At 33.6% G+C, this 26,786-nt stretch carries 26 protein-coding genes and 1 tRNA gene; 8 read left to right on the forward strand and 19 right to left on the reverse strand.

The window, feature by feature from the left end; translation table 11 throughout:
- Positions 1 to 258 precede the first annotated feature (258 nt).
- The 5 genes from ABD816_RS15385 to ABD816_RS15405 form a co-directional block, all read right to left on the reverse strand.
- On the reverse strand, positions 259 to 690 hold the full coding sequence (locus ABD816_RS15385) for a TerB family tellurite resistance protein (protein ID WP_344928898.1): 432 nt from the start codon (positions 688 to 690) through the stop codon (positions 259 to 261).
- A gap of 41 nt (positions 691 to 731) precedes the next feature.
- A complete protein-coding gene (locus ABD816_RS15390) occupies positions 732 to 2,171 on the reverse strand; it encodes a TolC family protein (protein WP_344928899.1) in 1,440 nt (479 codons plus the stop codon).
- A complete protein-coding gene (locus ABD816_RS15395; protein WP_344928901.1) occupies positions 2,171 to 5,419 on the reverse strand; it encodes an efflux RND transporter permease subunit in 3,249 nt (1,082 codons plus the stop codon). Before ABD816_RS15395 ends, ABD816_RS15390 begins: the two co-directional genes overlap by 1 nt.
- Before the next feature lie 23 nt (positions 5,420 to 5,442).
- Entirely contained in the window at positions 5,443 to 6,525 is a 1,083-nt protein-coding gene (locus tag ABD816_RS15400) for an efflux RND transporter periplasmic adaptor subunit (protein ID WP_344928903.1), read from the reverse strand.
- 104 nt (positions 6,526 to 6,629) lie between these two features.
- Positions 6,630 to 6,974: a hypothetical protein gene (locus ABD816_RS15405; protein WP_344928904.1), complete on the reverse strand. Its 345-nt coding sequence runs from the start codon at positions 6,972 to 6,974 to the stop codon at positions 6,630 to 6,632.
- A 153-nt stretch (positions 6,975 to 7,127) separates the two neighbouring features.
- Between ABD816_RS15405 and ABD816_RS15410 the strand changes: the two genes are divergently transcribed.
- A complete protein-coding gene (locus tag ABD816_RS15410; protein ID WP_344928906.1) occupies positions 7,128 to 7,379 on the forward strand; it encodes a hypothetical protein in 252 nt (83 codons plus the stop codon).
- 58 nt (positions 7,380 to 7,437) lie between these two features.
- Positions 7,438 to 7,692, forward strand: a complete 255-nt coding sequence (locus ABD816_RS15415) for a hypothetical protein (protein WP_344928908.1) — start codon at positions 7,438 to 7,440, stop codon at positions 7,690 to 7,692.
- Positions 7,693 to 7,879: 187 nt separating this feature from the next.
- On the opposite strand, the gene ABD816_RS15420 is transcribed toward ABD816_RS15415, so the two are convergent.
- The 4 genes from ABD816_RS15420 to ABD816_RS15435 form a co-directional block, all read right to left on the reverse strand.
- Entirely contained in the window at positions 7,880 to 8,086 is a 207-nt protein-coding gene (locus ABD816_RS15420; RefSeq protein WP_344928909.1) for a hypothetical protein, read from the reverse strand.
- Positions 8,087 to 8,103: 17 nt separating this feature from the next.
- A tRNA-Pro gene (locus ABD816_RS15425) sits at positions 8,104 to 8,178 on the reverse strand.
- A 59-nt stretch (positions 8,179 to 8,237) separates the two neighbouring features.
- Positions 8,238 to 8,633 (reverse strand): hypothetical protein, encoded by a 396-nt coding sequence (locus ABD816_RS15430; protein ID WP_344928911.1) that lies wholly within the window; start codon positions 8,631 to 8,633, stop codon positions 8,238 to 8,240.
- Entirely contained in the window at positions 8,617 to 9,204 is a 588-nt protein-coding gene (locus tag ABD816_RS15435) for an RNA polymerase sigma factor (RefSeq protein WP_344928913.1), read from the reverse strand. The genes ABD816_RS15430 and ABD816_RS15435 overlap by 17 nt, the downstream gene beginning before the upstream one ends.
- A gap of 218 nt (positions 9,205 to 9,422) precedes the next feature.
- On the opposite strand from ABD816_RS15435, the gene ABD816_RS15440 reads away from it, so the two are divergent.
- The gene (locus ABD816_RS15440) at positions 9,423 to 9,782 is read left to right on the forward strand and encodes a DUF6249 domain-containing protein (protein ID WP_344928915.1); all 360 of its coding nucleotides are present in this window, start codon (positions 9,423 to 9,425) and stop codon (positions 9,780 to 9,782) included.
- A 124-nt stretch (positions 9,783 to 9,906) separates the two neighbouring features.
- Here ABD816_RS15440 and ABD816_RS15445 read toward each other — a convergent pair whose 3' ends face one another.
- The 4 genes from ABD816_RS15445 to ABD816_RS15460 all read right to left on the reverse strand — a co-directional run bounded on the left by ABD816_RS15445 (position 9,907) and on the right by ABD816_RS15460 (position 13,546).
- A complete protein-coding gene (locus ABD816_RS15445; RefSeq protein ID WP_344928917.1) occupies positions 9,907 to 10,539 on the reverse strand; it encodes a hypothetical protein in 633 nt (210 codons plus the stop codon).
- A gap of 524 nt (positions 10,540 to 11,063) precedes the next feature.
- Complete coding sequence (locus ABD816_RS15450; protein WP_344928919.1) at positions 11,064 to 12,443, reverse strand: hypothetical protein; 1,380 nt, start codon at positions 12,441 to 12,443, stop codon at positions 11,064 to 11,066.
- On the reverse strand, positions 12,415 to 13,017 hold the full coding sequence (locus ABD816_RS15455) for a hypothetical protein (RefSeq protein ID WP_344928921.1): 603 nt from the start codon (positions 13,015 to 13,017) through the stop codon (positions 12,415 to 12,417). Before ABD816_RS15455 ends, ABD816_RS15450 begins: the two co-directional genes overlap by 29 nt.
- Positions 13,001 to 13,546, reverse strand: coding sequence for an RNA polymerase sigma factor (locus ABD816_RS15460; RefSeq protein ID WP_344928923.1), 546 nt, complete (start codon positions 13,544 to 13,546; stop codon positions 13,001 to 13,003). Before ABD816_RS15460 ends, ABD816_RS15455 begins: the two co-directional genes overlap by 17 nt.
- Positions 13,547 to 13,796: 250 nt before the next feature.
- On the opposite strand from ABD816_RS15460, the gene ABD816_RS15465 reads away from it, so the two are divergent.
- Entirely contained in the window at positions 13,797 to 14,015 is a 219-nt protein-coding gene (locus ABD816_RS15465) for a hypothetical protein (protein ID WP_344928925.1), read from the forward strand.
- A gap of 6 nt (positions 14,016 to 14,021) precedes the next feature.
- Here ABD816_RS15465 and ABD816_RS15470 read toward each other — a convergent pair whose 3' ends face one another.
- Positions 14,022 to 15,641: a phytoene desaturase family protein gene (locus ABD816_RS15470; RefSeq protein ID WP_344928927.1), complete on the reverse strand. Its 1,620-nt coding sequence runs from the start codon at positions 15,639 to 15,641 to the stop codon at positions 14,022 to 14,024.
- A gap of 65 nt (positions 15,642 to 15,706) precedes the next feature.
- Here ABD816_RS15470 and ABD816_RS15475 point away from each other — a divergent pair, with 65 nt between their 5' ends.
- Positions 15,707 to 16,267, forward strand: coding sequence for a DUF2911 domain-containing protein (locus ABD816_RS15475; RefSeq protein WP_344928929.1), 561 nt, complete (start codon positions 15,707 to 15,709; stop codon positions 16,265 to 16,267).
- 68 nt (positions 16,268 to 16,335) lie between these two features.
- On the forward strand, positions 16,336 to 17,412 hold the full coding sequence (gene meaB / locus ABD816_RS15480) for a methylmalonyl Co-A mutase-associated GTPase MeaB (protein WP_344928930.1): 1,077 nt from the start codon (positions 16,336 to 16,338) through the stop codon (positions 17,410 to 17,412).
- Between the two features lie 51 nt (positions 17,413 to 17,463).
- Here the strand turns inward: meaB and ABD816_RS15485 are convergent, their stop codons facing one another.
- From ABD816_RS15485 to ABD816_RS15505, 5 genes are all read right to left on the reverse strand, one after another.
- Positions 17,464 to 18,720 carry an acyloxyacyl hydrolase gene (locus ABD816_RS15485; protein ID WP_344928931.1) on the reverse strand — a complete coding sequence of 419 codons (1,257 nt, stop codon included), beginning with the start codon at positions 18,718 to 18,720 and terminating at the stop codon, positions 17,464 to 17,466.
- Between the two features lie 207 nt (positions 18,721 to 18,927).
- Positions 18,928 to 19,212 carry a hypothetical protein gene (locus tag ABD816_RS15490; RefSeq protein WP_344928932.1) on the reverse strand — a complete coding sequence of 95 codons (285 nt, stop codon included), beginning with the start codon at positions 19,210 to 19,212 and terminating at the stop codon, positions 18,928 to 18,930.
- 66 nt (positions 19,213 to 19,278) lie between these two features.
- A complete protein-coding gene (locus ABD816_RS15495; protein ID WP_344928935.1) occupies positions 19,279 to 20,253 on the reverse strand; it encodes a deoxyhypusine synthase family protein in 975 nt (324 codons plus the stop codon).
- Positions 20,246 to 21,178 (reverse strand): agmatinase, encoded by a 933-nt coding sequence (gene speB / locus ABD816_RS15500; protein ID WP_344928936.1) that lies wholly within the window; start codon positions 21,176 to 21,178, stop codon positions 20,246 to 20,248. Before speB ends, ABD816_RS15495 begins: the two co-directional genes overlap by 8 nt.
- Complete coding sequence (locus ABD816_RS15505) at positions 21,168 to 22,568, reverse strand: arginine decarboxylase (protein WP_344928938.1); 1,401 nt, start codon at positions 22,566 to 22,568, stop codon at positions 21,168 to 21,170. Before ABD816_RS15505 ends, speB begins: the two co-directional genes overlap by 11 nt.
- 404 nt (positions 22,569 to 22,972) lie before the next feature.
- Between ABD816_RS15505 and ABD816_RS15510 the strand changes: the two genes are divergently transcribed.
- Together ABD816_RS15510 and ABD816_RS15515 are read left to right on the forward strand one after the other, a co-directional pair.
- Positions 22,973 to 24,496, forward strand: coding sequence for a BCCT family transporter (locus ABD816_RS15510; protein WP_344928940.1), 1,524 nt, complete (start codon positions 22,973 to 22,975; stop codon positions 24,494 to 24,496).
- 32 nt (positions 24,497 to 24,528) lie between these two features.
- On the forward strand, positions 24,529 to 26,775 hold the full coding sequence (locus ABD816_RS15515) for a transglycosylase domain-containing protein (protein ID WP_344928942.1): 2,247 nt from the start codon (positions 24,529 to 24,531) through the stop codon (positions 26,773 to 26,775).
- Positions 26,776 to 26,786: the final 11 nt, after the last annotated feature.

Below are 26,786 nucleotides of genomic sequence, written 5' to 3' on the forward strand. Positions count from 1 at the left end.
TTTGGTTATAACCAAAGGAGTCTCGTCACTACTATAGTCATCATCACCTTAAAAAACCAATATATTTCCAATATTATGGAACAGTACTGCTCATAGATATAATTCTAGCATCTCTAATCCTATGCCTTCAGACTTTCCTATTCTTAAGATATTTTTGTACACCCTTACTGTGTGAATTAAATTATAGAATTGCAGCATAGCACAATGGTTTACTGAAAGCCTTTGTATTCCATCTTTTTTTCTGTGCTTACTTTAAGTTTAATATAATAACAGTTTAATAAAAAGTGTATACTCATCAAAAGAGACCTTTCCACTGAATATCTTGATAGATGTCTGTATCAACTTCTCCGCCATAACATCATTAAATCCAATACCTATAGCATATCTTTTAATCAGATGCATTTCAAGTTCATCGATTTCATGGTCTGCATAAACCATGCAAAACAATTCATAGATGTATTCAAAGCGCTCTTTTACGGTTGTAACAATAGGCAAAGGATAACTTGATGCTTTATTTAATATTTCGGCATATTGTTCCTTACTTATATCAAGTTTTCTCGAAAACATATTCAACATTTGTTCTTCCATTTCATTAAGGGTACCATCTACTAAAGCCATATTGACTATCGCTGCAAAATGCAGTATATTGCGTTTCTGAGTTCCAGACTCATATATTTGTGAAAATGACATATTTATTAATTTATTAAGTTTATTGTTTCTTTTAAGGATTATTATTTCCATCCACCCCCAAGAGCGCGGTATACTGAAATCCTAGCCATTATCTGCTCTTTTTTGGTTTCTACAAGCTCTATTTTAGATTCTAATGCATCTCGTTGTGTAAGCAATACTTCCATATAATCTGCACGTGCAGATTGAAAAAGTTGGTTTGCTATTTCTATAGATTTTGTGAGCGCATTAACCTGCTCATTTTTAAACTCATAATTCTTTTTCAGGTTTTCAATATTGGACAATTCATTAGTTACTTCCATATATCCATTTAGAATAGTTTTCTCATACTCAAAAACGGCTCTTAATTGTTTGGCATTGGCATTACTATATTCGGCTTTAATAGCATTTCTATTGATTAATGGGCCAACAACATCCCCTGCCAAACTATAAAAAAGGGATTCAGGGATTGAAGTCAAAAATTTTGGTCTAAATGCCTCGAGCCCAACTCCTGCCTTTAGACTAAATGATGGATAAAAATTGGCTCTTGCTATTTTTACATCTAATTTAGTAACTGCCAACTCATACTCAGCCCTTCTTATATCGGGACGATTTTGTAGTAATTGCGATGGTATTCCTGTAGATACAGTATTAATAGGAGTGTCTAAGAAATCTTCTGATATTCTGTTAATTGGTGTAGGTTGTCTACCCAACAAAAAGTTGATTCTGTTCTCAGCTTCAACAATCTGTTGTTTAACTTCATATTTACCACTCCTGTTTTTCAATACCTCTGCTTCAAAACGTTTTACCGCTAACTCGGTAGCGCGAGCAGCCTGTTTTTGGAGTTTAACGATTGCCAAGGCGTTTTGTTGAATTTCAAGATTCTGCTCTATGATAGTCAATTGACTATCCAAAGCAATCAATTCATAATAGGCATATGCTATTTCGGCAACTAGATTTGTTACCATAAAATTCTTGCCTTCCATACTGGCGAGATACTCCATCACAGCCGCTTTCTTTGAGTTACGGAGTTTTTTCCATACATCCAGTTCCCACGAAGCAAATAATCCTGTCGTATACTTTTGTAAAGGATCTGGAAATGCGTCCTCTTCTCGTATTGATAAATTGCTTTCCACAGCACCGTTACGGGTAAATTCTCCTACTTTTTCCACTTCTGCTCCTGCCCAATAATTAAGGAAAGGAAGATATTCTCCCTTTCGTGCCTTAATTTCATTTTTAGCAACTGCTATCTGTTGCAACATGATGTTTAATTCTTGATTATTTAGCAGTGCGATATCAATAAGAGTGTTCAAATATGAGTCGGAGAAAAAATCCTTCCAGGGAACCACTCCGTTATTAAGTGTGTCGTTCAATTGTTTTTGATATAACTCTGGAACAGTAGTATTTGCTTCCCGTATGTTCTTAATTGGCACACAGGATTGCAAGAATGCTAACAGAACAAAAAAGAGTATACCTGATTTTTTATATTTGAAAAATGTTTTCATTACTTATTCGTTTTTTTTCTAGCTGTAAGCTTTTGTAACAGTTTCTTTATTCGGGTTAATTCCATTTTGGTTTCACTTTTGCCCTCAGAAGTTCTTATAAACTCTTCAGAAACCGGTTCATCAGACTCATTTTTAATCAATCCTCGACCATCAGCCATTCTACCAAAAACGTAGTACAGCCCAGGAATCACCAAAACACCAATTAAGGTTCCGATAAGCATGCCTCCCATAGCAGAACCACCTATAGTTCTATTCCCAATGGCACCTGCTCCTGTAGCAATTACCAGTGGAATCAATCCCGCAACAAAAGCAAAGGAGGTCATTAGGATAGGTCGAAAACGCATCTTTGCACCTTCAATGGCGGCTGCCAATATAGTGGCACCTTCTCGTCTGCTTTGTACTGCAAATTCAACAATCAGCACTCCATTTTTACCAAGCAGCCCTACCAACATGATGAGTCCAATCTGAGCGTATACATCGTTTGCCAAGCCCATTACTTTAAGTAACAGGAATGAACCAAAAATACCAATGGGAAGTGATAAAATCACCGCCAAAGGCAATAGAAAACTCTCATATTGGGCGGCTAAAACAAGGTAGACAAATATCAATACCACTACAAAAATGTAAATGGATTCGTTACCGCGACCCGCCTCATCATATGAAAGTCCTTCCCAAGCAATATCATATCCACGGGGTAACTTTTCTTTGGCTACTTCACGTATGGCTTTGATAGCGTCATCACTAGTATACCCAGCTGCCGGAAGACCTCTAATTGCTGCAGAATTATACAGGTTGTAACGTGTAATCTCATTAGGCCCTAATTTTTTTTCAAGGGTCATGAAAGAAGAATAGGGAACCATTTCTCCTGTTTCATTCTTAACAAAAAGTTTTTCCAAATCAGACGGCAGTCTACGATATTCTGGACCTGCCTGCGTATACACTTTAAAGAATCGTCCGAATTTAATGAATCCCTGTTCATAGGTACTCCCTATAAGAATATTAAGATTCTCCATTGCTTTACCTATAGAAACCCCTTTCTGCATGGCTGCTTTATTATTGACCTTAAGCTCATACTGTGGATAGTTTGCCGCAAAAAAGGTAAAAAGACCTGTGAGTTCTTTCCGTTCCCGTAATGCATCCATAAACGTGTTGTTTATTTTTTCGAATTCCTGATAATTTGTATCATCGGTCTTATCCAGCAGACGCATCGCAAATCCACCCGAGGATCCAAAACCAGGTACTGCAGGGGGTTCAAAATATTCAATTATAGCACCTAAATCCTTGCTTTTCTCTTCTAATTCCTCCATGATTTCATGTACCGATTTTTCTCGTTCTGACCAAGTTTTCAAATTTATTAAACAAGTTCCGGCGTTGGAGCCACGTCCTTCAGTCATAATCTCATATCCTGCAAGTGATGAGACGGATTCTATACCTTCTATTTCCTCACATAACAACTGTAGATTTCTAGCAACCTCATTCGTGCGTTCTAATGTAGCACCTGGAGGCGTTTGAATAATCGCATAAATTGTACCCTGATCTTCATTCGGAATAAATCCTGCTGGTAAGACTTTGTTTGTTACAAAGATTCCTACACAGAAAACCAATAGAATCCCAAAAGTGACAACCCTTCTGTTTACAATACGCTTTAAAATATTAACATAGCGTCCTGTTAACTTCTCAAATCTACTATTGAACCAATCAATAAATCGGTTGATGAGTGTCTTCTTTCTTTGTTTGTTGTGGTCATTTTTCAAAATCATCGCACATAATACCGGAGTCAGTGTTAATGCGACAACGGCTGAAATTATAATAGAACCTGCCATTGTAATTGAAAATTGTCTGTAGAATACTCCAACGGGACCCGTCATAAACGATACTGGTACAAAAACCGATACCATGACCAGTGTAATGGCGATAATTGCACCACCAATTTCACCTATTACTATTTTTACTGCCTGGTAAGGTGTGAGATTATGGTTTCCCTCCATTTTGGCATGAACTGCCTCAACCACAACAATAGCATCATCCACTACAATTCCGATCGCCAGTACCAATGCGAATAACGTAATCAAATTGATAGAGAGCCCAAATAGCTGCATCACAAAAAATGCTCCTATCAATGAAACAGGTACAGCTATTATTGGAATAAGTGTAGACCTCCAATCCCCTAAAAACAGGAATACCACAATAGCCACCAGGATAAATGCATCCCTTAGTGTATGTATTACTTGTTCTATGGATGCGTCTAGAAAGTTAGAAACATCATAACTAATTTTATAGTCTACTCCCGGGGGGAGATATTCTTCGAGTTCATTTAATTTATCTTTTACAGTATCAATAACGTCACTAGCATTACTACCAAACGTCTGCTTTAATACTATGGATGCGGAAGGTTTTCCATCAAGATTGGAATAGATATCAAAAAACTCACTTCCTAATTCTACTTCCGCAATATCTCCCAACGTGAGGATTTCACCTTCCTCATTTGCTTTGATAATAATATTCTTGTATTGGTCTGCCTCATTGAACCTTCCTTCATATGTAAGTACGTATTCCAGAGATTGAGCCTGTTTTCCAGAACTTCTTCCCAGTCTCCCTGGTCTGGCAATGACACTTTGTTCATCGATAGCTTCCAAAACTTCTTCAGCTGATATATTATAGGCACGCATGCGGTCCGGTTTTAGCCACACACGCATAGCATATTTACGACTACCCAATATTTTGGCACTAGCAATACCTTTAATTCGTTGTAATTCAGGTACGATTTTGGTATAAGCATAATTGTATAAGAACTTTTCATCATTTTTCTTTGCATCACTATATAGATTCACATACATGAGCATACTGGGTTGAACCGGCGTAATGATGACGCCTTCACGTTGTACCAAAGGTGGTAATAATGGCATGACTTGATCTACCCTTGTTTTTACGCGTACAACAGCTTGATTAGGGTCTGTGCCCGGTTCAAAAATAATACGCAAAGTACCTTCGCCGGCACTGGTACCATCTGAAGCAATATAACGCATACCCTGAACACCATTAATGGATGTTTCTAGAGGAATCAAGGTTGATTTTACCAATACATCAGCACTTGCGCCCGGATAGGCAATAAAAATATTAACTGTTGTTGGGGCTATCTGAGGAAATTGAGAGGTGGGTAATTTATTGATGGAAAGCAATCCTGTAAAAACAATAATTACAGAGATGACTATGGCTAATACAGGCCTTTTTATAAATTGACTAAACATTTCTTTTGCTATTTACGGGTGGATTATTCTGCATAGAGGTCTAAACTTGACATCACTTTTTCAGGCTCAAGAAAATCATAAGCAATTTGTTCTCCTTCTTTTACCAATCGAATCCCTTCTAATAATACCTTATCGTTTTCAGAAAGTCCTTTTTCTAAGACAAACAAATGAGGTAGTTCAGCACTTATAAAAATTTCTCTTTGTTGAATCACGTTATTTTTATCCAGCACGAAGACAAATTTCTTGTCTAGTACTTCAAAAGTTGTTTTCTGTGGAATGATAAGAGCATTCATAAGTGGGATCTTCATTAAAATACTGCCCGTTTCCCCATGTCTAAGAATCTTTTCTGGATTTGGAAATGTCGCTCTAAATGCAATATTACCAGTCTCGTTATTAAATTCACCTTCTATGGTTTCTACAATTCCCTTATGATTGAATTCTTTGTTATTTGCCATTAATAAGCTTACTTCTGTTCTGTCATCTTTATGGCCATCTGTAATATAATCCAGATATTCAGCTTCAGGAACATTAAAATATACCCACATCTTACTGTTATCAGATAAAGTAGTTAGCAATTCACCTTCATCCAGCAGACTTCCTTCTCTTACGTGCAAGTGATCCATAATACCATCAAAAGGTGCTTTAATCTCTGTAAACCCTAGATGAGTTTTTGCCATAGTAACCTCGGCATTCGCTTTTTCAAAATTTGCTTTAGACATAGCCAATTCATTCGGGGAGACCACATTTTTATCTGCCAATAACTTAGTGTTTTTAAACTCGATTTCGGCTACATCGGCTTCAGCTTCAGCTTTTTGTAATTCTGCCTGATAGACATTTGGCATTATTTTAAACATCGGTTGCCCTTCTTTTACCGTTTGCCCTTCATCTACAGATATCTTTTGTAGGTACCCTTTTTCAAGAGCTCTTAATTCGATATGTCTTATAGACTGGATTTGACATACATAATCTTTGGTAATTATAGTATCCATTTTAATTGGACTGGTTACCAAATGTCTGACCTGTTCTTTATGTTCTTTTTTGTGTTGATTACAGCTTGTGTAGCCTAACAGAATCAGTAAGACTATAACAATGGGAATTCTTTTCATTACTTTAATTATTTAAATGAATTGAAATTTTGAGTACGATTGCATAGCACCGGACTAATTGACTATTGAATTAAAATTTTAAATACTGAGAAATGCCTAAATCGTTAGGACTTTAAAGTATAGGATTGACAAGCAATCTTGAGACGACAATATGTGATATAATGTGGTGTCTTGTTCAAACCTGCACTATTAGAAAAAGAACAAATATTGGGTCTTGTAGAAATCTCTACGTATTGTATATCACTATACTTGTGAAGCAGTATTTCATTTCTAAAACTCCCACCATCCTCAATACTAATATCATCAACAATAGGTGTAATTATATCAAGATAAATTTCTTCTTCAGCTTCTGAAGTAATACATTCTAAAGGCTGCGTATTGAATACTTCCCCTGAGGTTAGAGGAACAAAAAGCAAGGAAGAAATTAATATGAGAAACTTAAGTTTCATTAGAATTTTATAGAATCGTTTTAAACAAGGGCAAAAGTATTTTAAATCGATTCTCTTGTATAAGAATTACGAGAACAGAAAGTTTAAATTTCAGAAATTTGAACTCATTAAACTTTTAAGGAATCGATTTTAACTTTATTTATGAAAAAAAATATGAAGTATTTATTTTTATTAATAGTCACTACTCTATTCTCAACTAATTGCAACTCACAAACTGTCTTTATAAAAGGTAAAGAGGAAATTTCTTTTGATCATAAAGAGTTAAATGATATTCTACAAAGTGCATTAAATCTTAATCACATTGATTTTTTCTTCAAACAGCCTGAAAAAGAGAAAGGGCTAACAATTGTTATTAATGATTTTGTAGCACCCTATTATAAGAACCTTTTTTTGAAAAAAATTTGATAAAAAAGTAGTATTTAAAAAACATAGCCAAATTTATAGAGAAAGAGATAAAAAATTCTTGAATTTAATAGAACTTTTTAAAATTAACGATACCCTTAATGTAACCTACGGATTACTTTATAAGAATTTTGCAGTAATTTCTAAATTTGTCAAGAAAAATGATCAGTGGATTTTAGTTACAAAAAATGCTACATCTCAACCTAAATCTATTTATAATATGAAAATGGATAAGGAACATTGTTTAGTGGAACAAATAATGGAGACTAAACTAGGTAAGTTGGATAAATGCATAAAATATGATTTTTCTAAATAACTAATTCACAGAAAATTGAATAATCATAATCTTTCAAATTATTTAACTGACTACGTGGTAATTTTTATTACAAAAGAAGATGCTAAAATAAAATTCATTGAAATGAATACTGGTATCGAAATAGAGTAGTGACAATTAATAAGAGGGAATGGTATGTAGCTATTCCTTCTCCCATTAATAACATTTTTTATTTTTGTAGATACATAAAAAAGTAAACATAATCTCCTTTTACTAAATCTGATTGTACCTGCCTTGCTTTTTTGAACTGTGGTATATTCTGAAATCCCCATTTATTAACTAGTTTAAATGTTTCGATTAGTGTAGTTTTTGCTGCCACCTCTACTGCCACCTTTGCATCCTTAAAACCAACAAACCCTTCGTTCTCAATTGACAACGAAGGGTTTGTTTTAGTCGGGATGACAGGATTTGAACCTGCGACCACACGACCCCCAGCCGTGTACGCTAACCGGACTGCGCCACATCCCGATAAAATCGATTGCAAAGATACTAATATTCTTAGGATACTAATTAGATTTAATTTAAAATTAAAAGGAGAACATTTTGTCTATTTTCCGTTTTATAAAGAATAATTGAACAATGAATAATATTGAAAAAAATAATACGCTGTATACGGTTATATTATGAAATTTAAACTTTGTAAATGCTTTTTTAAGAAGGTTATTAGAAAGAAAAGAAAAATCAATATTAGCTACCATAGATACTGTATCTGTTGCAAAAAATGGTAGTACTATTATTAAACTTAAAAAACTAAATATAATAAATGCCCAGGTTTTTTTGGAAATTAAAGGCTTGTATGTAAATTGTTTCTGTGATGAAACTAACATAACCTCATCCATTACATTTTTTACAAAATAAGAGGAAGGATGGTCTGCTCCCACCTCTTTTACTAATTTTTGTATGTCTTTATATGGCTCTTCCATTTGTACTATTGATTTCTGGTAAAACGTAATATTTTAGTATCGAATATAGTTTTTTTCTGCTTCGAAATAATTTTATTTTTATATTATCTTCAGTCAGACCTATAATTTCCTTTATCTCTTTGATATTCTTTTCTTCAAAATAATAAAGTGTAATAATTGTAGCTTCATCTTCTGCTAATTTCAATATACAATTTCCTATAATTTCTTTTCTTTCTTTTTCTTGTAGATAACTTAAAGCATCATGAACTATCTCTATATGCTCTTCACTGATTTCTTCTACTTGCTCTGAAGTTATACTCCGCTTTTTAGACTTAACAATATCTAAGCTTCTACGATAAACAATTGTATATAACCAAGTAGAAAATTTAGCCTCTCCTCTATAGTTAGGCAAAGATGTATATGCCTTTACAAATGTGTCCTGTGCGATCTCTTCTGCTTCTTCTTTATTTTTAGTAATTCTGTAAGCAATCGTATATACCAGACTCTGATACCGTTCTACTAGTGTAGAAAAAGCATTTATATCTCCTGCAAGTATCTTATTAATATAATATTGATCTGATTGATGGTTCATGTATCTATAAGACGCTTGCTTTTTACTATTGGTTACAATAAAACTCAACTTTATACACTAAAATATGGATACGTCATCAGTGATTTAACTCTATTATTCTATTGGTTTATATCAAAATGATATACATTAAAAATAAAAACAACATTTTATGTAACCGATAGAAACAAGATCTCGTCATAGTAAAAAAACGAACAGTATTAATCATAAAAAATCAAACTATGAATCTAGCAGAAATTATTATCCCTTTAGCCTTTTTTGGATCTATTTTTGGTGTTATTTATTTATTTATTACTGCCAGAAATAAGGAACGCATGGCACTTATTGAAAAAGGTGCGGACGCTTCTATATTTTACAGTAGTAAAAAAAGAGTTACACCAGTATGGAAAGTTTTTATTCTCAACTTCTCTTTATTATTAATGGGAATTGGTGCAGGGATTTTTATTGCAGGAATTCTAAATGATATTATTGGAGTAAAAGAAGAAATTGCATATCCAGGCACTATATTCTTAATGGCAGGTGCTGGATTATTCACTGGGTTTACAATGACTAAAAACCTAGAGAAGCAAGAAGCATCCTAAAGTCCTGGCGATAATACTTCCAGTTGCTGAAAATCAAAAAATAAAGACCTATCAAATACTTGATAGGTCTTTCCCCAAATAAATTACTATTATAAAAATTGAATTCTAAAATTGTATATTTTACTTAAAAAGCAGCAACATATGTTGTTACTTCTTCTTCTTTCTCTATCTGAATAAACTTACCATGGTTATCCTCTATCAAATACCTCCCGGAAGCCAATTGAGATAAATCAATCTTTCCTGTAGTCTTAGATAATACATGGACCTTGTTTTTTACCTCAAACAATTTAATTTTATCCCCTTCTTCAAAATCTACCACAGTAATTAAATCTCCATCTCGAGCAATTAATAACTCATTTGATTCTGATGGAGCATAATAGTTTTCTAACTCTTCACCTATATTTACCTCATTGTAAGAAGTAAACTCACTATCTGTATCTACGATAAAATCAGTTCCTAAACTTTCTTCTATAATAATTTCAAGATCTGTTTTTTCTATTACTGCAGACTTACCTTGACTATTCTCTAATAAATATTTACCGATTGGTAATAAACTTAGATCTACTTGATCAATTGTTTTTGACAAAATATGAACACCTGTTTCTAATTCGAATAATTTAATCTTATCTCCTTCTTCAAAATTAACAACCGTTACTATTAAACCTTCTTGTACTACTTCTAAAGCATCGTCTTCAAAATTAGCAGCTGTGGTATTCAAAGTAATTAAAAAAGTAAAAAAAAGTAGTAATATTCTCATAATATGCCCGTTATAATGTAATAAAATTACGTGGTTACCATACAATATTATTACTAAAAACTCGTTTCACGAAAAAAAATGACACCTTTTAGACCAAATGGTTTCAATTTTCGATCAATGACACAAAAAAGAGCTTCTTGTACAAAAATAAAACTTAATACACTCATTTTCAGTTTATTAAAAAATAAAAACCAATAATAACATAGATGAAAAACATATAATACGGGTGAAAAGACTAAAAATCGATTTTAAGCGAATATTTCTCTCTAAAAAAAACGCTAACTAATTGTCAATTAATGAGTAATACTATATATGTTTTTTATTTAGGGGTATTTTAAAAGAGACTTTTTATATATGGTATTAACTAGATCATTTAAATGTTCACTTGTACAACTTATTTCATTCTCTCTTATTAAATAATAGCAAACATAATAGAGGCAAATATCAGCTAAACAAAAAAAGCTTCACTATTATATAATAGCAAAGCTTTTTTAAAATTAACACATTATTACTATAAACTATTCTTACTTTAATACTATATCACTATACTTAGCATTAATCGTTATAATCTTATCCGTATTACGTGTATCCTGAAATCCACTAACAAATACATTTCCGAAATTTCTACGCGCATTTGCTTCTACTGTTTTGGGTAATGAAATCCTGCTTTGAGCTCCACTATATGTTAAATTAAAAGCTGTTTCCGGTAAATTTAATTTAAAATCACTGTTTTCTACTGCCAGATCTAATGTAGAGAATGATTCTGAAAGAGCATCCACCGTAATAGCTCCAAAACTTCCGGATATCGCTGCATTTTCTTCTAATTCTTGTATGAATAGATTACTGGAGTCGGCATTCACTCGTAAATTTCTTGCACTATGGATTCTGCAATTTTTAACGTAATTAATTACTAACCTCCCTGTATTCCACTGTTTAATTGATACAGGTGAGTAAGATGCTCTTATAAAGGTATTGTCTCCATCAATCACATTAGCTTCTAATGCTGTATGCGCTAATGATGCTACAACATTGATCGCCTTTTCTGCTAACTTAACATCTCCGTGACGTACATTAAGTCTCAGACCCGCCTCTTTTGGTATCATTACCTTTATAACTCTATCGATCTTTGCCGTATTGGAACCAGAACTATACCTGTAAACTGTAACATTATTTCCATTTCTTTGCATAATCTGAACATCTCCAGAAAACTGTGATGACCAATTTTGCATCTGCTGTGCAAACTGTCCTCCCTCCCAACTTCCCAGTGGAATTTCCATTTTCGGACCTACCTGTACGGTATTATTTTGTAATTCTTTTGCCCAACCTTTTAAAACATTCTCAGAATTATCTCCGAATTTCTCACGAATCTGATCTCCCCATTGTTTTATATACTTCTCTTCATCTTTATTATACTTATTAGTATCAAAATTCATGCTGGCAAGATTCTCTGAGAGTGCACTAGGCATGGGATTATTTTCTATTTTCTGTAGAATCGGCCCTAACATATCAGTAATCATAGATCCCAGTTTATTGAATTCCTGTGTTCCTTTATTCTGACCATTAGATGTTGCCGATATCGTTCCTGACCAAAAATTACCAGTAATTGATTTTATAGTTACTTCTTTACTATTACCCAAAACCTGTACTTGCCAGTTCCCTAATAGACGTTCCTTATTTTCTTCTGTAATCTGATCTCCTTCTATATATGCTTCTACTCCTACAGTATTTTTGTTCCAGGTTTCGAATACAACCGAAGTATGACTTGTATTAAGATGCACAGTAACATCATTATTTACAGCAAACTTTTCACTTAATTTATGTTGCTTATTCTGAGCAAATACTCCTGCTACACATACAACACTGAGTGCAATGATATTAAACTTGTATATCTGTGTAATTCTCATTTTGGATTTTTTCTAATTCTTTTAGTTTATCTTTTAATCTGTTAAGTAATGAAAGCCTTAAGGTCAGGTTTTCCATCATGGCTTCTACACTTTGCATATTAGGGCCTACTTTAATTAACTCTGTATTTAGCTCTTTATATTCGTTATCTAAATTCTCTAAACGCTTCATAAAACTTTCTACCAGCTCTCTATTAGTATCATCTACCTTTATCTGAGATAATTCAAATTTTATACTGGTTAAAAAATAATTTTCTGCTTTTTGATACTCCGGAGAAATTTCTGCAAGCTGTGAGCGTTGCTTATCCAATACTACAGTCGCATTTGTCGCATCTGTATGTACCAATTCTGTTCCATCATCTATCGCTGTACCCGAATAATTAAATGTAAGTATCGAAACAGATAAAATAACAACAATACTCGCAGCTATCTTTAGCCATCCAAAATTAAGCGTACGTTCTTTGACAGGAAGTTCTTTATCTAATCTGGAAATAAACCGCTGTTGATGTCCTTCTCTAATATATTCGGAAGGAATCTGATTATCCTGTTTTAACAACTCTCTAATATCCTGTCCCATCTCTTAAATGTTTTAATTGTTCTTGTAATTGTTTCTTTCCTCTATGAACCAGTGTTCTTGATGCAACCGGAGTAATATCTAATATTTCACTTATTTCTTTATGATCATACCCTTCTATCAAAAATAACATCACAGCGTACTTATATTTCTCGGGTAATTTCTCTATTGCTCCTTTTACTTCATCTATGGTTACAGAATCCGCAACAGACCAGTCTTCTTGATCATCTACCGTAGCCATTACCTGCTCATTAATCGCTACCATATTCATCTTCTTCGCTTTTAGCATATCAATACTTTTATTGATCACAATTCTTTTTAACCAGGCACCAAAAGTTACATCACCTGTAAATTGATGAAGCTTCATAAATGCTTTTATAAAACCTTCCTGCATCGCTTCTTCTGCCTCAAATGGATCCTTAAGGAATCTCAATGCAACATAATACATACCATTGCTATACTTATTGTATAGTGTCACCTGTGCCTTTCGATCATTGGCCCTACATTTTTCTATTAGGTCGCTTTGTAACAAACTTTTATTGTTTTGGTTAGTGATATTCTACGTGTAAACCAGTTCTAAGTGTTATTCTCTTCTAAAGACGAGACACTTGCGCTTCTTGTTGCAAAATTATAGATAAAAAATAACTAAAAAAACAGAAGATACTGATTATCAAAATATTAATAAAAAATTAACGACTCGTAAGGTAAGGGTTTATAAGAAGTAAGTACTAATACTGCATTATAACATCAATAAACCAACAATTAATAGCGTAATAAAGCAAATGAAAACAGTACAAAAACATCAGAAGAATAATGAGATAAATAATGTGATCCATCTCATACAGAATAATATAGATTGTTCTAAAGAAATTATAAACCATATTGATACGATTCTTGAAACCAAAGAAATTCCAGCATCAATTTCTAATGATCTTATAACACAACGAAACGCGTGTGCCGTGAATGTGATGAACTTTGTAAGAATAACAAAGTTTATCTAAACATATTTAATAGTTGGTCATTATGGTTTTAAATTGCTTACTCATATCCCATTTAATAATAGTAGATGCTGTCAGAATACCGCTAGACATCGCTCCACACAGTCCCACAAGGGTTATATCCTGACCTGTAAGATACAATCCTTTGATATGTGTTTTGGGTCTCAAAACATGTGTATTAAAACGCTCGGGAGTATGCGATAAACCATATATTTCTCCTTTCTTATAATTACTAAAGGTACGTGTAGTAACGGGTGTAGATACCTCTGCATGAACGATATGATTTTCTAATTGAGGATATAACTCTTTAAGTAATGCAATTCCCTTTTTCTTGAAATTTTCCTTAATTTGATCATATTCTTCACCCCTATTCAACCAAGGTTCATTTTCGAATATTTCAAAATTTTCGTACCTGGCATTGCTTATCAATTGAATTGTAGCACGATGCTGTTGTTTACTACCCCAGGTACTATCTTTTGCTGAAGGGAATGATATATAAGCAAATGAGAGCTGGTCTTTTGATAAACTTTCTTTATCATTCAGAATCTCATCCGTATCCTTATGTGCATACCACCATATATTGTGTCTAGGTAACTGTAAATACTCATCACTTTTATCCAATCCTATATACAGGCATAGATGGCTTGTAGAAGGTTTCAGGCTTTTTAAAATCTGATGTTTCTTCTGTAATACCTTTTGATCCAGTAAATGTAAAAAAGTAGTATGTATACCTGTATTACTAATAACGCGCTTACAAGTAAATTCTTTATCATTAATTACTAAACCTCTTACTGATGTTCCTGCAGTAATAATCTTATTCACTTTAGCATTGATCAAAATATCCACTCCTAATGTCTTCAAATGCTTGCTAATTGTTTCATGAATTCTATTGGCACCACCTCTAGGATAGTACCCGCCCTCCATAAAATGATTAATTACAATAGCATGTGCTGCAAAACTACTTTTTTTAGGAGATAAACCGTAGTTTCCGCATTGAGCGCATAGAACAGCAATGAGTTCTTGATTATTCGTTAAACTGCTAAGTATATCATACGTTGTCTTCTGTGACCATTTTTTATGTAATTTTCTAAAAATATGTCCTACAGTATTACGCAAGACAAAAGGAAATACTTTTTGCACAAAAAAAAGGAGATTACTTTTTGAAGATCTATCAAGCAAATCTAAATAATCATCTATAGCAATAGTATCTTTAGGAAAATAAGAGTGAAATTTTTGTCTGAAATTTTCTCTTCCACTTACGAATTCAAATTTCTTTCCGTTTATATACGCCACATCATAAGGATCCCCTAATGCATCCCATTCTAATTCTTTATCAGACAGGTAATTAAATATTTTACGAAGTTGAGAATCCCTAGCCATATTACCTACATAATGAACTCCTACATCCCAAGTAAACCCATTACGTCTCTTAAAAGTATGTGTGAAGCCTCCCGGAGTATAATGTTGTTCTAAAATCACAACTTTTTTTCCTGCTTTTGCCAAAAATACAGCCGTGCTTAACCCTCCAATTCCAGAGCCTACAATTACGTAGGTTTCATCTGTAAAACTATAGTCTGAAGTAAACTTTTTATAGGATTTCTCCACCATACGCATGCGGTAAGGTTTCAAAAATACATAAATATATATACATTAATATGTAAAAGTAGTATCTTTAATCTTCAAATCCCATACACATGTCAAAGCGTCTGAAAAAAACTATATTAATCATAACAGGAGTTCTGATCCTTGGATGTATCGGGGTATTTATTGTTAAGTCCATGACAAAGCAACACAGTCCGGAAGAAACTGTAAGTCATATCTCCGGAGATGCTACTTTTACGGTTTTCTATAACAGACCTTATAAAAAAAAGAGAGTCATTTTTGGTGACTTAGTGCCTTTTGAAAAAGTATGGAGAACAGGAGCAAATGAAGCGACTACTTTTACAACCAACAGAGATATATTAGTTGATGGTACTGTATTAAGAGAGGGAACCTATACTTTATGGACGATTCCTGGTAAAGATTCCTGGAAAGTCATTTTTAATGGATACTCTTATGATTGGGGAGTAAGCATGATTGATGGAACTCCCTCTAGAAATCCAGAATATGATGCGCTTACTATAGAAGTACCAGTATTACCTTTACTTAACATTGTTGAACAATTTTCTATTTATTTTGAAGAAGCAAACGATTTTACGATTATGTATCTGGCATGGGATCGAACGGCGATAGCTATACCATTAAAAGTTTCATAGTTTTCTACAACAAATGCTATACACATCAGGACTAGAGTAAAAATAAATAATTGTTATAAAACAATACAGTGACTAGCCATAATTCAACATCAAAAAATCAATCTCCTATTATTCCTTCCGGAACTAATCAGAAGGCAATGGATCGTTTTATGAAGTTGCAGCAAAAAGAAGTATCAGTACCTGCTATTTTTGAAGCAATTATTGCTAAAAAAACTACCGCACTCAGCCAGGGGATCACCTTAGTAGAGAGCACGCAAAAAAAGCATTACAAAAAAGCACAACAACTAATAGAAAAATGCTTACCCTACAGTAATAAGGCAATACGAATAGGAATTACCGGAGTTCCTGGTGTTGGTAAAAGTACATGTATTGAAGCGCTTGGAAATCTTCTCATACAACAAGGCAAAAAAGTAGCTGTACTTGCTGTAGATCCTAGCAGTACTATATCCGGAGGGAGTATATTAGGTGATAAAACCAGAATGGAACTACTTGTTCGATCACCGGAAGCCTTTATAAGACCTTCTCCATCAGGAAAATCATTGGGCGGGGTAGCTCGCAAAACCCGCGAATCAATTATTTTATGCGAAGCAGCGGGATATGATATTATCATTATCGAAACCGTTGGTGTGGGACAAAGCGAAACTGTAGTACATAGTATGGTAGACTTTTTTCTTTTATTAAAGTTAGCTGGTGCAGGAGATGAATTACAAGGGATTAAGCGTGGAATTATAGAAATGGCAGATGCTATAGTAATTAATAAGGCAGATGGAGATAACATAAAAGCTGCACTGGAAGCTAAAAGTCAGTTTAAAAAAGCATTACACCTCTATCCTATAGCAGAAAGCAACTGGTCTCCAGAAGTACATACCTGTAGTGCATTGACTAATGAGGGTATAGACGATATCTGGAAAATTATTCAAACCTATCTGGATACCACTAAAAAAAATGGATTTTTTGAAAGAAACAGAATTCGTCAGAATGAATTTTGGTTAGTACAGACAATAGAGGAGCAATTAAAGCATTCTTTTTATAACCACCCAAAAATTAAAGAAACACTACCCTCGCAATTAGAAGCAATACAACAGCAAAAGATTACTCCGTTTACTGCGGCCGCATATTTATTAGAAATTAGTAAACTTAGCTAATAAACTATCATAATTCATATCTGCATATGAAGTAAACTACACGATTGTGATTTATCGTTGTGCTCGCATTTTTTTATTAAAACGATATACATACCCTATACTCAATTCAGAAAAATCAGCCTGTCCTAAATTAGCATTGATATGTGCTGAAATAAAAAAATTATTCTTTGGAGATTTGTTTGTATTTGTAACGTAATATTTAATTCCCATTCTACTGGAGATAGTTCTTTTTACCTCATAATACCAATCTAATTCACCTAAATAGTAGACATCATCATACACAAACCCCTGACTAAGTTGCCAATCAATTTTATAAAAAGGTTTAGATATATTCAATCCAATGTCAAACTCCAGACCTATATGACCTAAAAGAAGTTCTGCAGTACCAAACAATCCATAGTTTGTAGCATATCTAAATGGGTTTTCCTGAAAAAAGGGTACTTGCTCTATCACTAGTTCTCCATCATTCTTGATGTAGTCATAATAGTGCTCATAAAATCGATAATAAATTCCTCCTCCGAATTTGAAAGTCTTATTAATTATTGTGCCTGTAGAAGCAGCTACAGAATACACCTCCTTTTTATCATTAAAAACTTCAGATAAAACATTCTGACCAATTCCTGTTCTTACTTCAAAATAACGCTGAGAACTTCGTTTTTTCTCTGACTGTTTTTTATATCCTTGTGTTTCCTTTATTTCGGATTTTGAGTTGATCAATGAAGAAACACTTACTTGTAATGAATTAAGCCCTTGATTAGGTAGTCTTGTATGCCCGTTAGAGTGATGCATATAGCCTAGCCCCAAACGCCAATTAGCTTTTGCTCGTGCTATAAAATCATAATACAAAAATGACCTGTATGACCAATTAAATTTTGTGGTAATCGCTTTATTAAAAGGATTCGTTTCTATATCATACAAGGTATCTTGATATGATGCTCCAAACCCAACCTGGAGATTCCATCGATTGGTTTTCTTTTTTGATAACCCAAACTCTATAAAAGGCATCAATGCATATGAAATTCCTATTTTTTCAGTATTTCCAAAATCAGTGATTCCAAAAGTAGCGCCAGTTTTAGGATATCCTAAGTACCTCATCCAAGCTATATCTTCAGAATCATTGTTAGTACCAATACTTAGAAACACTCCTTTTTGCAAACTAGATGTAGGAAAGAGTGTATTAGCCTCCATCGTTTTTCCTGTTAAAATTTCCGGTATAAAAAAGAATGTTTTTTTTGTATGACCATTTGCTGTTTGACCGTTTAGGTTTAGTCCGATAAAAATAAGTAGCAAATAAAATATATTGTTCATAAACGTGTCATTCACTTTAACTAAAGAAATGAAACGTTATTTCATTGTGATTTAACTAAAGTAATTAAATGAATTCTGAAACTTCTGTTTTCACAATTATTTAAGAAATTCAGTTTTCAAATATGTCACTTTAAATTTTAGTATACAAAAAGTAATACTAGATTTATTAAAATCAGCTGAAGAACAATTCACTAAAAAACAATCTTTTTATGAATCATCATCAATTCCTTCGAGTTCAGTTTCATCGCTTGCTAAGGTAGAAGTAGTATCATCGTCATCGTCATACTTCTCCATAGTATCGACAAGACGCTGACTGATTTTTACCAGATAAATAGTATCTTCAGTACGCACCTCGACTGCTTCTATCGCTTCATTATGCTGATTTTTGAAGGCTATGATATCATTATCAGAATAGCCATCGGGAAACTTCTCTACAAGAAGGTCTAAAATGTCATTATTTAATTTTTTATAGTCAACAATTACTCGTCTCATAGTGGTAGGCTTTAGGTTTTTGGTCAATCAATCTATACCGTTTTTCACTTGAAATAAACATGGGTATTACATGTCTAAAATATAAGCAAATAATAAAGGTGCGACAATAGTCGCATCGCTTTCTATAATAAATTTTGGAGTATTTATATCTAATTTACCCCAGGTTATTTTTTCGTTGGGTACTGCACCAGAATAGGAACCGTAACTAGTTGTCGAATCCGAAATTTGACAAAAATAACTCCAAAAAGGAGTTTCCGTCTGTTCCATATCCTGATATAACATAGGAACTACACAAATAGGAAAGTCTCCTGCAATTCCTCCTCCTATCTGAAAGAATCCAATTCCTTCTTTAGAATTATTAGTATACCAATTCGCTAAAAACGTCATATACTCAATTCCTGATTTCATTGTACTGGCTTTAAGCTCCCCTTTCATAACATACGAAGCAAAAATATTACCCATCGTACTATCTTCCCATCCTGGCACCACCATAGGCAGATTTTGTTCTGCAGCAGCGTACATCCAAGAATCTTTACTATCAATTTCATAATATTGCTCTAATACTCCAGACAATAGTAGTTGATACATAAATTCATGCGGGAAATATCGTTCTCCTTTATCTTCAGCGTCCTTCCATATTTTATAAATATGTTGTTGTAACCTTCTGAAAGCTTCCTCTTCTGGAATGCAGGTATCTGTAACACGATTTAATCCTTTTTCTAATAATGCCCACTCGTCTTTTGGAGTCAGATCCCGGTATTCGGGTATACGTTTATAATGCGAATGAGCTACTAAATTCATAATATCCTCTTCAAGGTTAGCTCCTGTACACGAAATAATATGAACTTTTTCTTTGCGTATTATTTCTGCAAAGATTTTGCCTAATTCTGCTGTACTCATAGCTCCTGCCAGAGAAACCAGCATTTTGGCTCCTTTATTTAATTGATCTTCATATCCTTTTGCAGCATCTACTAAGGTTGCAGCATTAAAATGCAGAAAATGCTTTTGTATAAATTTTGATACAGGACCTTTATTATTCATCGTATATATTCGTCTTTTTTGTTTTAGAAGAATTTATTTCTTGTTGTGCTCCCACATATTCCTGATCTGCATTTTCTTCCATAAATTTATAACTAAGTAATTTATAGTACAGTTTTGCAGCTAAAAAATCAGAAGATTTATCATGCTCATTAGGGCATAATTCTACAATATCAAAGCCTACTACATTCTTTTCTTTAAAAACCGACTTCATAAACTCCATAGTTTCATACCAAAATAGACCACCTGGTTCTGGTGTGCCTGTGGAAGGTAAAATAGAAGGATCAAAGGCATCCAGATCAAAAGTAATAAATACATTATCTGTCATCTGATCTATGGCACTATCCATCCAATATTCATCGGTTACCATATCGTGCGCAAAATAGGTCTTCTCTGTATTCATAATTGTTTTCTCAATACGATCCATACTGCGAATCCCAACCTGAATTAAATTGGTTTGTTGACTTGCCTCATATACGGCACAAGCATGGTTACAAGAGCTTCCCTCATATTCCGGACGTAGATCCGCATGAGCATCAATATGCAATACCGTTAAATTATTAAAACACTCATTAAATGCTCTTATCGTACCTATAGAAACAGAATGTTCGCCACCAAAAACGGTCACAAATTTATTTCTTGTAATATGCTTTTTAGTGAGCTTATGGACAGCATCCACCAGTGCTTCAGGAGATTCATTTACGGTTACAGCTTCTTCCAGATATACTCCTTGCTTATAGACTTCTGTATCCGTTTCTATGTCATACAATTCCATATTGGCAGAAGCTTCTAAGAAAGCCTCAGGACCTTTATCAGCCCCTTTTTGCCAAGTACTGGTTCCATCATAAGGAACTGGAATTAAAACAATCTTTGAATTCTCTAATTTTGCGAACTGGTCTGGTATACCAGCATAGTTTTTAATTTTCATTATAGCCTAGTATTTGTAAAAAATCTTCACTCTTTTGCTGTTCTCTAAATAATTGGGTACTCAAGTTACCATTTTCATCTTTATTTATCAAAATATGTTTTGGTTGTGGAATCAAACAATGTTGTAACCCTCCAAAACCTCCTATAGTTTCCTGATAGGCTCCTGTATTAAAAAAACCTATATACAGAGGTCTGTCTTTTCTGTATTTTGGCAAATAAATTGCATTGATATGTTGCTCACTATTATAATAATCATCACTATCACAAGTTAATCCTCCTAATAAAACCCGCTCATATTCATGATCCCATTTATTCACTGCTAACATTACAAAACGCTTATTAATAGCCCACGTATCCGGTAATGTTGTGATAAAAGAAGAATTAATCATATTCCATTTTTCGCGATCGTTTTGTTGTTTTTGATATAACACCTCATAAATAGCTCCTCCACTCTCTCCCACTGTAAAACTACCGAACTCTGTAAATATATTAGGTACAGGTACATTTCCTTCCAGACAGGTACTATGAATCTGATTGACAATCTCATCAATCATATACTGGTAATCATACTCAAATGCTAATGAATTTTTAATAGGAAAACCTCCCCCAATATTGAGACTGTCTAATGATGGACAGATCTTTTTTAAATCCACATATACTTTTAGACATTTCTGCAACTCATTCCAGTAATAGGCATTGTCTCTTATACCTGTATTGATAAAGAAATGTAACATCTTTAACTCTACCTGAGTATTATTTACTACGTGTTTTTTATAAAACGGAATAATATTTTTATACCCAATACCTAATCTGGAAGTGTAAAACTCAAATTTTGGCTCCTCTTCTGATGCGATACGTATTCCTATTTTAAATTTTCTTCCTATACTTTCTGATAACAGATCAACTTCTTCATAATTATCAATAATTGGAATACAATTATGATGTCCTTCATTGATCAACCTGCTTATATTGCAAATATATTGTTCTCTTTTAAAACCGTTACAAATCACAAACGTATCATTCGTAACTTTCCCTTTAGATTTTAAGCGCTCTACAATCTCTATATCAAAAGCAGAAGATGTTTCGATATGCACTTCATTTTGAAGCACTTCAGTAAGTACATGCTCAAAATGTGAACTTTTAGTACAATAGCAATAATGATAAGAACCTTTATAATCATTTTTCTCTATCGCATTCTTAAACCAAAATTTTGCTCTATTGACATTTTCTGATATCTTAGGTAAATAGGTGAATTTTAATGGTGCGCCGTATTTCTTTACCAGCCCCATCAAGTCAATATTATGAAAAGTAAGGGCATTCTCTTTGAGCTCAAACTCCTCTTGAGGGAAGTCAAATGTTTGACTAATCAGGTCAATGTATTTAGTATTCATTTAGAGTATAGTATTAATAAACAAAAAATATAAACTGAAATATAAAAACTAAATTAAACTCTGATTTGTTGGTAAATGGTAGGCACGAAGAAACATTCGTATTGGTATAAAATAAGTGTGAAAAAGGAAGTACGCTTTAAATTTCGGTTACTTATCCAATAAGCTACGTATGATAGAAACTCCCTTTCTTTCATAAGCCCGAATCTAGAAACATGTGTCATAATGCTCAGCTCAATTGCTATTACAAGTCTAAATAAAAAAAATGACACTTTATAAATTACTATTAAAAAAATAATAATTTTTTGATATATTCAAAGATTCCTAAAACGAACTAGTACTTTCTAATACTAGTAAGGAACTATTAATCACTAATGATTTAAACTAAACCTGACAGCAATAAAATAATGACAGTTCATTTTAAAAAAAATAGTCTCCTTTATATTTCTTTATTGATCTTACTCTTTTTTTCCTTCTTTCTTTATTTTTTTACATTAGAAACATATGAACAGATAGAAGTTTTTTCTTTATTCATCAGACAATGGTTCGGAAGGTTTTACCTATGGCTGGGATTAGGATGTGTTTTGCTATTAATTGCTTTATTAATATCTCCTTTAAGAAAAAGACGTTTAGGCACATCTGCTGATAAACCAGAATTTTCTAACCTTGCGTGGATATCCATGCTCTACAGCGCAGGTATGGGAGCAGGAATATTATTGCGTGCAGTACAAGAACCTGTTTTTATGATGCAGCACCCGCCAATTATCAATGATAGACCTATAGCAACTACAGCATTAGAGTACACCTTTTATCAATGGGGGTTTACTGCGTGGGCATTTTACACCATATTTGCTATTGTTATAGGGCATTATCTTTTTAAAAGATCAAAAAAAGTATTACCCAGTAGTGCATTTAGTGCTGTAGAATCTGTCTTCGCATCAAAAAAGCATCAGAACATACTACTAAAATGTATTGATATTCTTGCTATTCTTACTACAGTATTTGGTTTGGTCGCTGCCATTGGATTAGGTACCACACAGATTGAAGGAGGGCTACACCATTTGTTTCAATTTGATTTTGGAACTAATGGTACCATATCGATCCTATTCATTATTTCTATAGTAGCTTTTTTATCTGTTTTTAAAGGTGTTCATAAAGGGATCAAACTCATTTCTACGTGGAATATTTATATTACCATAGCGTTGTTATTTTTTGTTTTTGTGCAGGGAGACATGATTGCTATAATCACACAATTTGTAACCTCATTATATTACTATATCATAGACTTTATTCCGTTAAGTTTAGCCCTCGGAACCTATAATCCAGGAGAACAATTCTTAACAGATTGGACTTATTATTATTGGGCTTTTTGGTTAGCCTGGGCTCCCTTTACTGGTATTTTTATCGCTAGAATTTCTAAAGGCAGGACGCTACGAGAACTAATTATAGGCGTCTTATTAGTGCCATCACTAGGTACTTTTTTTTGGTTTACAGTATTTGGTGAATCTGCTTTTCAAATCATACATACATTATCTAATTATTCAGGAGAATTTGATAATGTATTTAGTTCTATCTTTATTTTTCTGGAAAACTATCCTTTTCAGGGTATGATCAACATGATTACCATACTTTTATTAATAAGCTTTTTAGTTACTTCATTAGATTCGGCTATTTTTGTTTTAAGTATGTTTACAGATCATGGAAAGCAAAACCCTTCTAAAAAACATCGAATCTTATGGAGTATAATACTTACAATTTTTGCGATTGGTATACTCCTATTAGGAAATATAAGAGAAGATATTGATGTATTAATTGCTATGCAAAAACTATTAATCATTACCTCGCTACCATTCTCTCTATTCATGGTGATCATGATTCTATTATTTATTAAAGATTTTAAGAAAGAAGAAGATACTATAGTTACCAAATAACTGATCATTTCTTACGTTAGATCATAATTGATATGAGGATACAAGAAATAATACGAAAAAAGTGGGTAAAATGGCCATTGCTTTTTATAACTACGTGCACCTTATCGTCTCTTGCTTTGTATGTTAGCGTTTTTTTGGGTTTCTGGGGCAAACTACCTACTAATGAAGAGTTAAGCTCATTAAAACAAGCAGAAGCGACACAAGTACTGGATACCCATGGGGTCTTGATCGGTAAATATTATATTTATGACAGACAACCCATCTTGTATGAGCAACTACCTCAACATCTTATCGATGCGCTCATTGCGACAGAAGATATACGGTTTTATGAACATGATGGAGTAGATAATACTAGTTTACTAAGAGTCTTCTTTAAAACTATACTATTAGGAGATTCGTCATCTGGGGGTGGTAGTACGGTTACATTACAATTAGTTAAGAATCTATTCGGCAGGAAGGATCACGGAGCCTTTAGTATTGTGATCAATAAACTAAAAGAGTCTATTGTAGCAAAACGCATCGAAAAAATGTATTCTAAACAAGAAATTCTTACACTCTACTTTAATACGGTTCCCTTTCCGGATAACACATATGGTATAGAAAGTGCCGCGCTAAAGTTTTTTAACAAACCTGCATCAGCACTCAACTTAGCAGAATCAGCAACTCTGATTGGCAGTCTGAAAGCAAATCATAGCTACAATCCACGACTCTTTAGTGAACGAAGCCAACTACGCAGAGATGTTGTATTGCAACAGATGGTAAAATATGAATATCTGGATGCTACTATTGCAGCTCAAGAAATGAGTAAGAATATTGAATTGGATTATCAATATTTTAATCACGATACGGGCGTAGCTCCTTATTTTAGAGAAGCAGTAAAAAAAGAAGTACAAGCTATACTCTCCGGGTATACAAAAGAAGATGGAAGCACTTATGACATCTATAGAGATGGACTGATTGTCCATACTACTCTGGACAGTAAGATGCAATTACTTGCAGAAGAATCGATGAAAGAACACCTCCGGAATTTACAAAAAGCATACGAAAAATCGTATGGAGATCAGGCTCCCTGGAAAATTAATAAAAAATTAATCCAACATGCCCTACAACAATCATCAAAATATAAAGAGTATGAAAAACAAGGAGTATCCAAAGCTCAAATAACTGATTCCTTTTCTTTAAAACGAGAAGTTGAACTCTTTGAATGGGATGGTAATACCACCAAAACAGTTTCAGTTGCAGACAGTATTCAACACTATTTAAAGTTTTTAAATGCTGGAATGATCGCTATCGATCCCTCTAACGGAGCAGTGCGGGCTTATCTGGGTGGAATTGATTATCGATATTTTAAGTATGATCACGTTTCTCAGAGCAAAAGACAGGTTGGTTCTACTTTTAAACCTTTTGTGTATACCACTGCTATAGAAAATGGGATGAAGCCCTGCACCTATTTCCCTATTAAAGAGGTCACCTATACGAACCTGAAAAATTGGACTCCCAAAAACGCTACTGCACAAGAAGATCCTTATCTTAACTATACATTAGAAACCGCATTGAGTAACTCCGTTAATACAATCGCTGTGAAAGTAATGAATGAAGTAGGCGTAGATAAGGTATTGAATCAGGTACAAAAAATGGGAATTAATGAGCCCTTGCCAAAAGAGCCATCTATTGCCTTAGGTACCGCCGGTATAAAAATTAAAGAATTAGCGGGTGCATATGCTAGTTATGTAAATCAATCTAAAAGTGTGCTCCCGTATTACATTACTAAAATTGAAGATAAAAACGGTAACCTGATTGCGTCTTTTGAACCCTCTGTATCAGAAACACCTGCATATAGTGAATATACCAGGCAAACCATGTTAGAAATTATGAAAAGTACTGTTAATCATGGTACCGCCACCAGTATAAGAAACATCTTTGGGCTTACTAATGAAATAGCAGGTAAAACAGGAACTACTCAGAACAACAGGGATGGTTGGTTTGTTGCGATCACACCAAAACTAGTGGCGGTTACCTGGGTAGGAAATGATATGTACCAGATTGGTTTTAAAACAACGGCTCTAGGACAAGGTGCTAACTCTGCGCTGCCCATCTTTGCTAAACTATATCAAAAAATGAATGCGGATACTACCTTTAATACAATTACTAAAAGTAGTTTTGAAAAACCCTCTGCGCAAGTAATAAGAGATCTGGACTGCGAGCCTGAAAAACGAGATAACTTGCTTAAAAGAATTTTTAGTAAAAAGAAGAAAAAGAAAAAATTTGGGGTCAAATAAAATTATTGCAG

Origin of the sequence: Aquimarina addita, from assembly GCF_039539305.1 — a bacterium.
Lineage (GTDB): Bacteria > Bacteroidota > Bacteroidia > Flavobacteriales > Flavobacteriaceae > Aquimarina > Aquimarina addita.

Excerpts from the sequence above, each read along its gene's own strand:
- ABD816_RS15385 (WP_344928898.1), bottom strand. The coding sequence starts at position 690 with ATGTCATTTTCACAAATATATGAGTCTGGAACTCAGAAACGCAATATA.
- ABD816_RS15390 (WP_344928899.1), bottom strand. The coding sequence starts at position 2,171 with ATGAAAACATTTTTCAAATATAAAAAATCAGGTATACTCTTTTTTGTT.
- ABD816_RS15395 (WP_344928901.1), bottom strand. The coding sequence starts at position 5,419 with ATGTTTAGTCAATTTATAAAAAGGCCTGTATTAGCCATAGTCATCTCT.
- ABD816_RS15400 (WP_344928903.1), bottom strand. The coding sequence starts at position 6,525 with ATGAAAAGAATTCCCATTGTTATAGTCTTACTGATTCTGTTAGGCTAC.
- ABD816_RS15405 (WP_344928904.1), bottom strand. The coding sequence starts at position 6,974 with ATGAAACTTAAGTTTCTCATATTAATTTCTTCCTTGCTTTTTGTTCCT.
- ABD816_RS15410 (WP_344928906.1), top strand. The coding sequence starts at position 7,128 with ATGAAGTATTTATTTTTATTAATAGTCACTACTCTATTCTCAACTAAT.
- ABD816_RS15430 (WP_344928911.1), bottom strand. The coding sequence starts at position 8,633 with ATGGAAGAGCCATATAAAGACATACAAAAATTAGTAAAAGAGGTGGGA.
- ABD816_RS15435 (WP_344928913.1), bottom strand. The coding sequence starts at position 9,204 with ATGAACCATCAATCAGATCAATATTATATTAATAAGATACTTGCAGGA.
- ABD816_RS15440 (WP_344928915.1), top strand. The coding sequence starts at position 9,423 with ATGAATCTAGCAGAAATTATTATCCCTTTAGCCTTTTTTGGATCTATT.
- ABD816_RS15445 (WP_344928917.1), bottom strand. The coding sequence starts at position 10,539 with ATGAGAATATTACTACTTTTTTTTACTTTTTTAATTACTTTGAATACC.
- ABD816_RS15450 (WP_344928919.1), bottom strand. The coding sequence starts at position 12,443 with ATGAGAATTACACAGATATACAAGTTTAATATCATTGCACTCAGTGTT.
- ABD816_RS15455 (WP_344928921.1), bottom strand. The coding sequence starts at position 13,017 with ATGGGACAGGATATTAGAGAGTTGTTAAAACAGGATAATCAGATTCCT.
- ABD816_RS15465 (WP_344928925.1), top strand. The coding sequence starts at position 13,797 with ATGAAAACAGTACAAAAACATCAGAAGAATAATGAGATAAATAATGTG.
- ABD816_RS15475 (WP_344928929.1), top strand. The coding sequence starts at position 15,707 with ATGTCAAAGCGTCTGAAAAAAACTATATTAATCATAACAGGAGTTCTG.
- ABD816_RS15485 (WP_344928931.1), bottom strand. The coding sequence starts at position 18,720 with ATGAACAATATATTTTATTTGCTACTTATTTTTATCGGACTAAACCTA.
- ABD816_RS15490 (WP_344928932.1), bottom strand. The coding sequence starts at position 19,212 with ATGAGACGAGTAATTGTTGACTATAAAAAATTAAATAATGACATTTTA.
- ABD816_RS15495 (WP_344928935.1), bottom strand. The coding sequence starts at position 20,253 with ATGAATAATAAAGGTCCTGTATCAAAATTTATACAAAAGCATTTTCTG.
- speB (WP_344928936.1), bottom strand. The coding sequence starts at position 21,178 with ATGAAAATTAAAAACTATGCTGGTATACCAGACCAGTTCGCAAAATTA.
- ABD816_RS15505 (WP_344928938.1), bottom strand. The coding sequence starts at position 22,568 with ATGAATACTAAATACATTGACCTGATTAGTCAAACATTTGACTTCCCT.
- ABD816_RS15510 (WP_344928940.1), top strand. The coding sequence starts at position 22,973 with ATGACAGTTCATTTTAAAAAAAATAGTCTCCTTTATATTTCTTTATTG.
- ABD816_RS15515 (WP_344928942.1), top strand. The coding sequence starts at position 24,529 with ATGAGGATACAAGAAATAATACGAAAAAAGTGGGTAAAATGGCCATTG.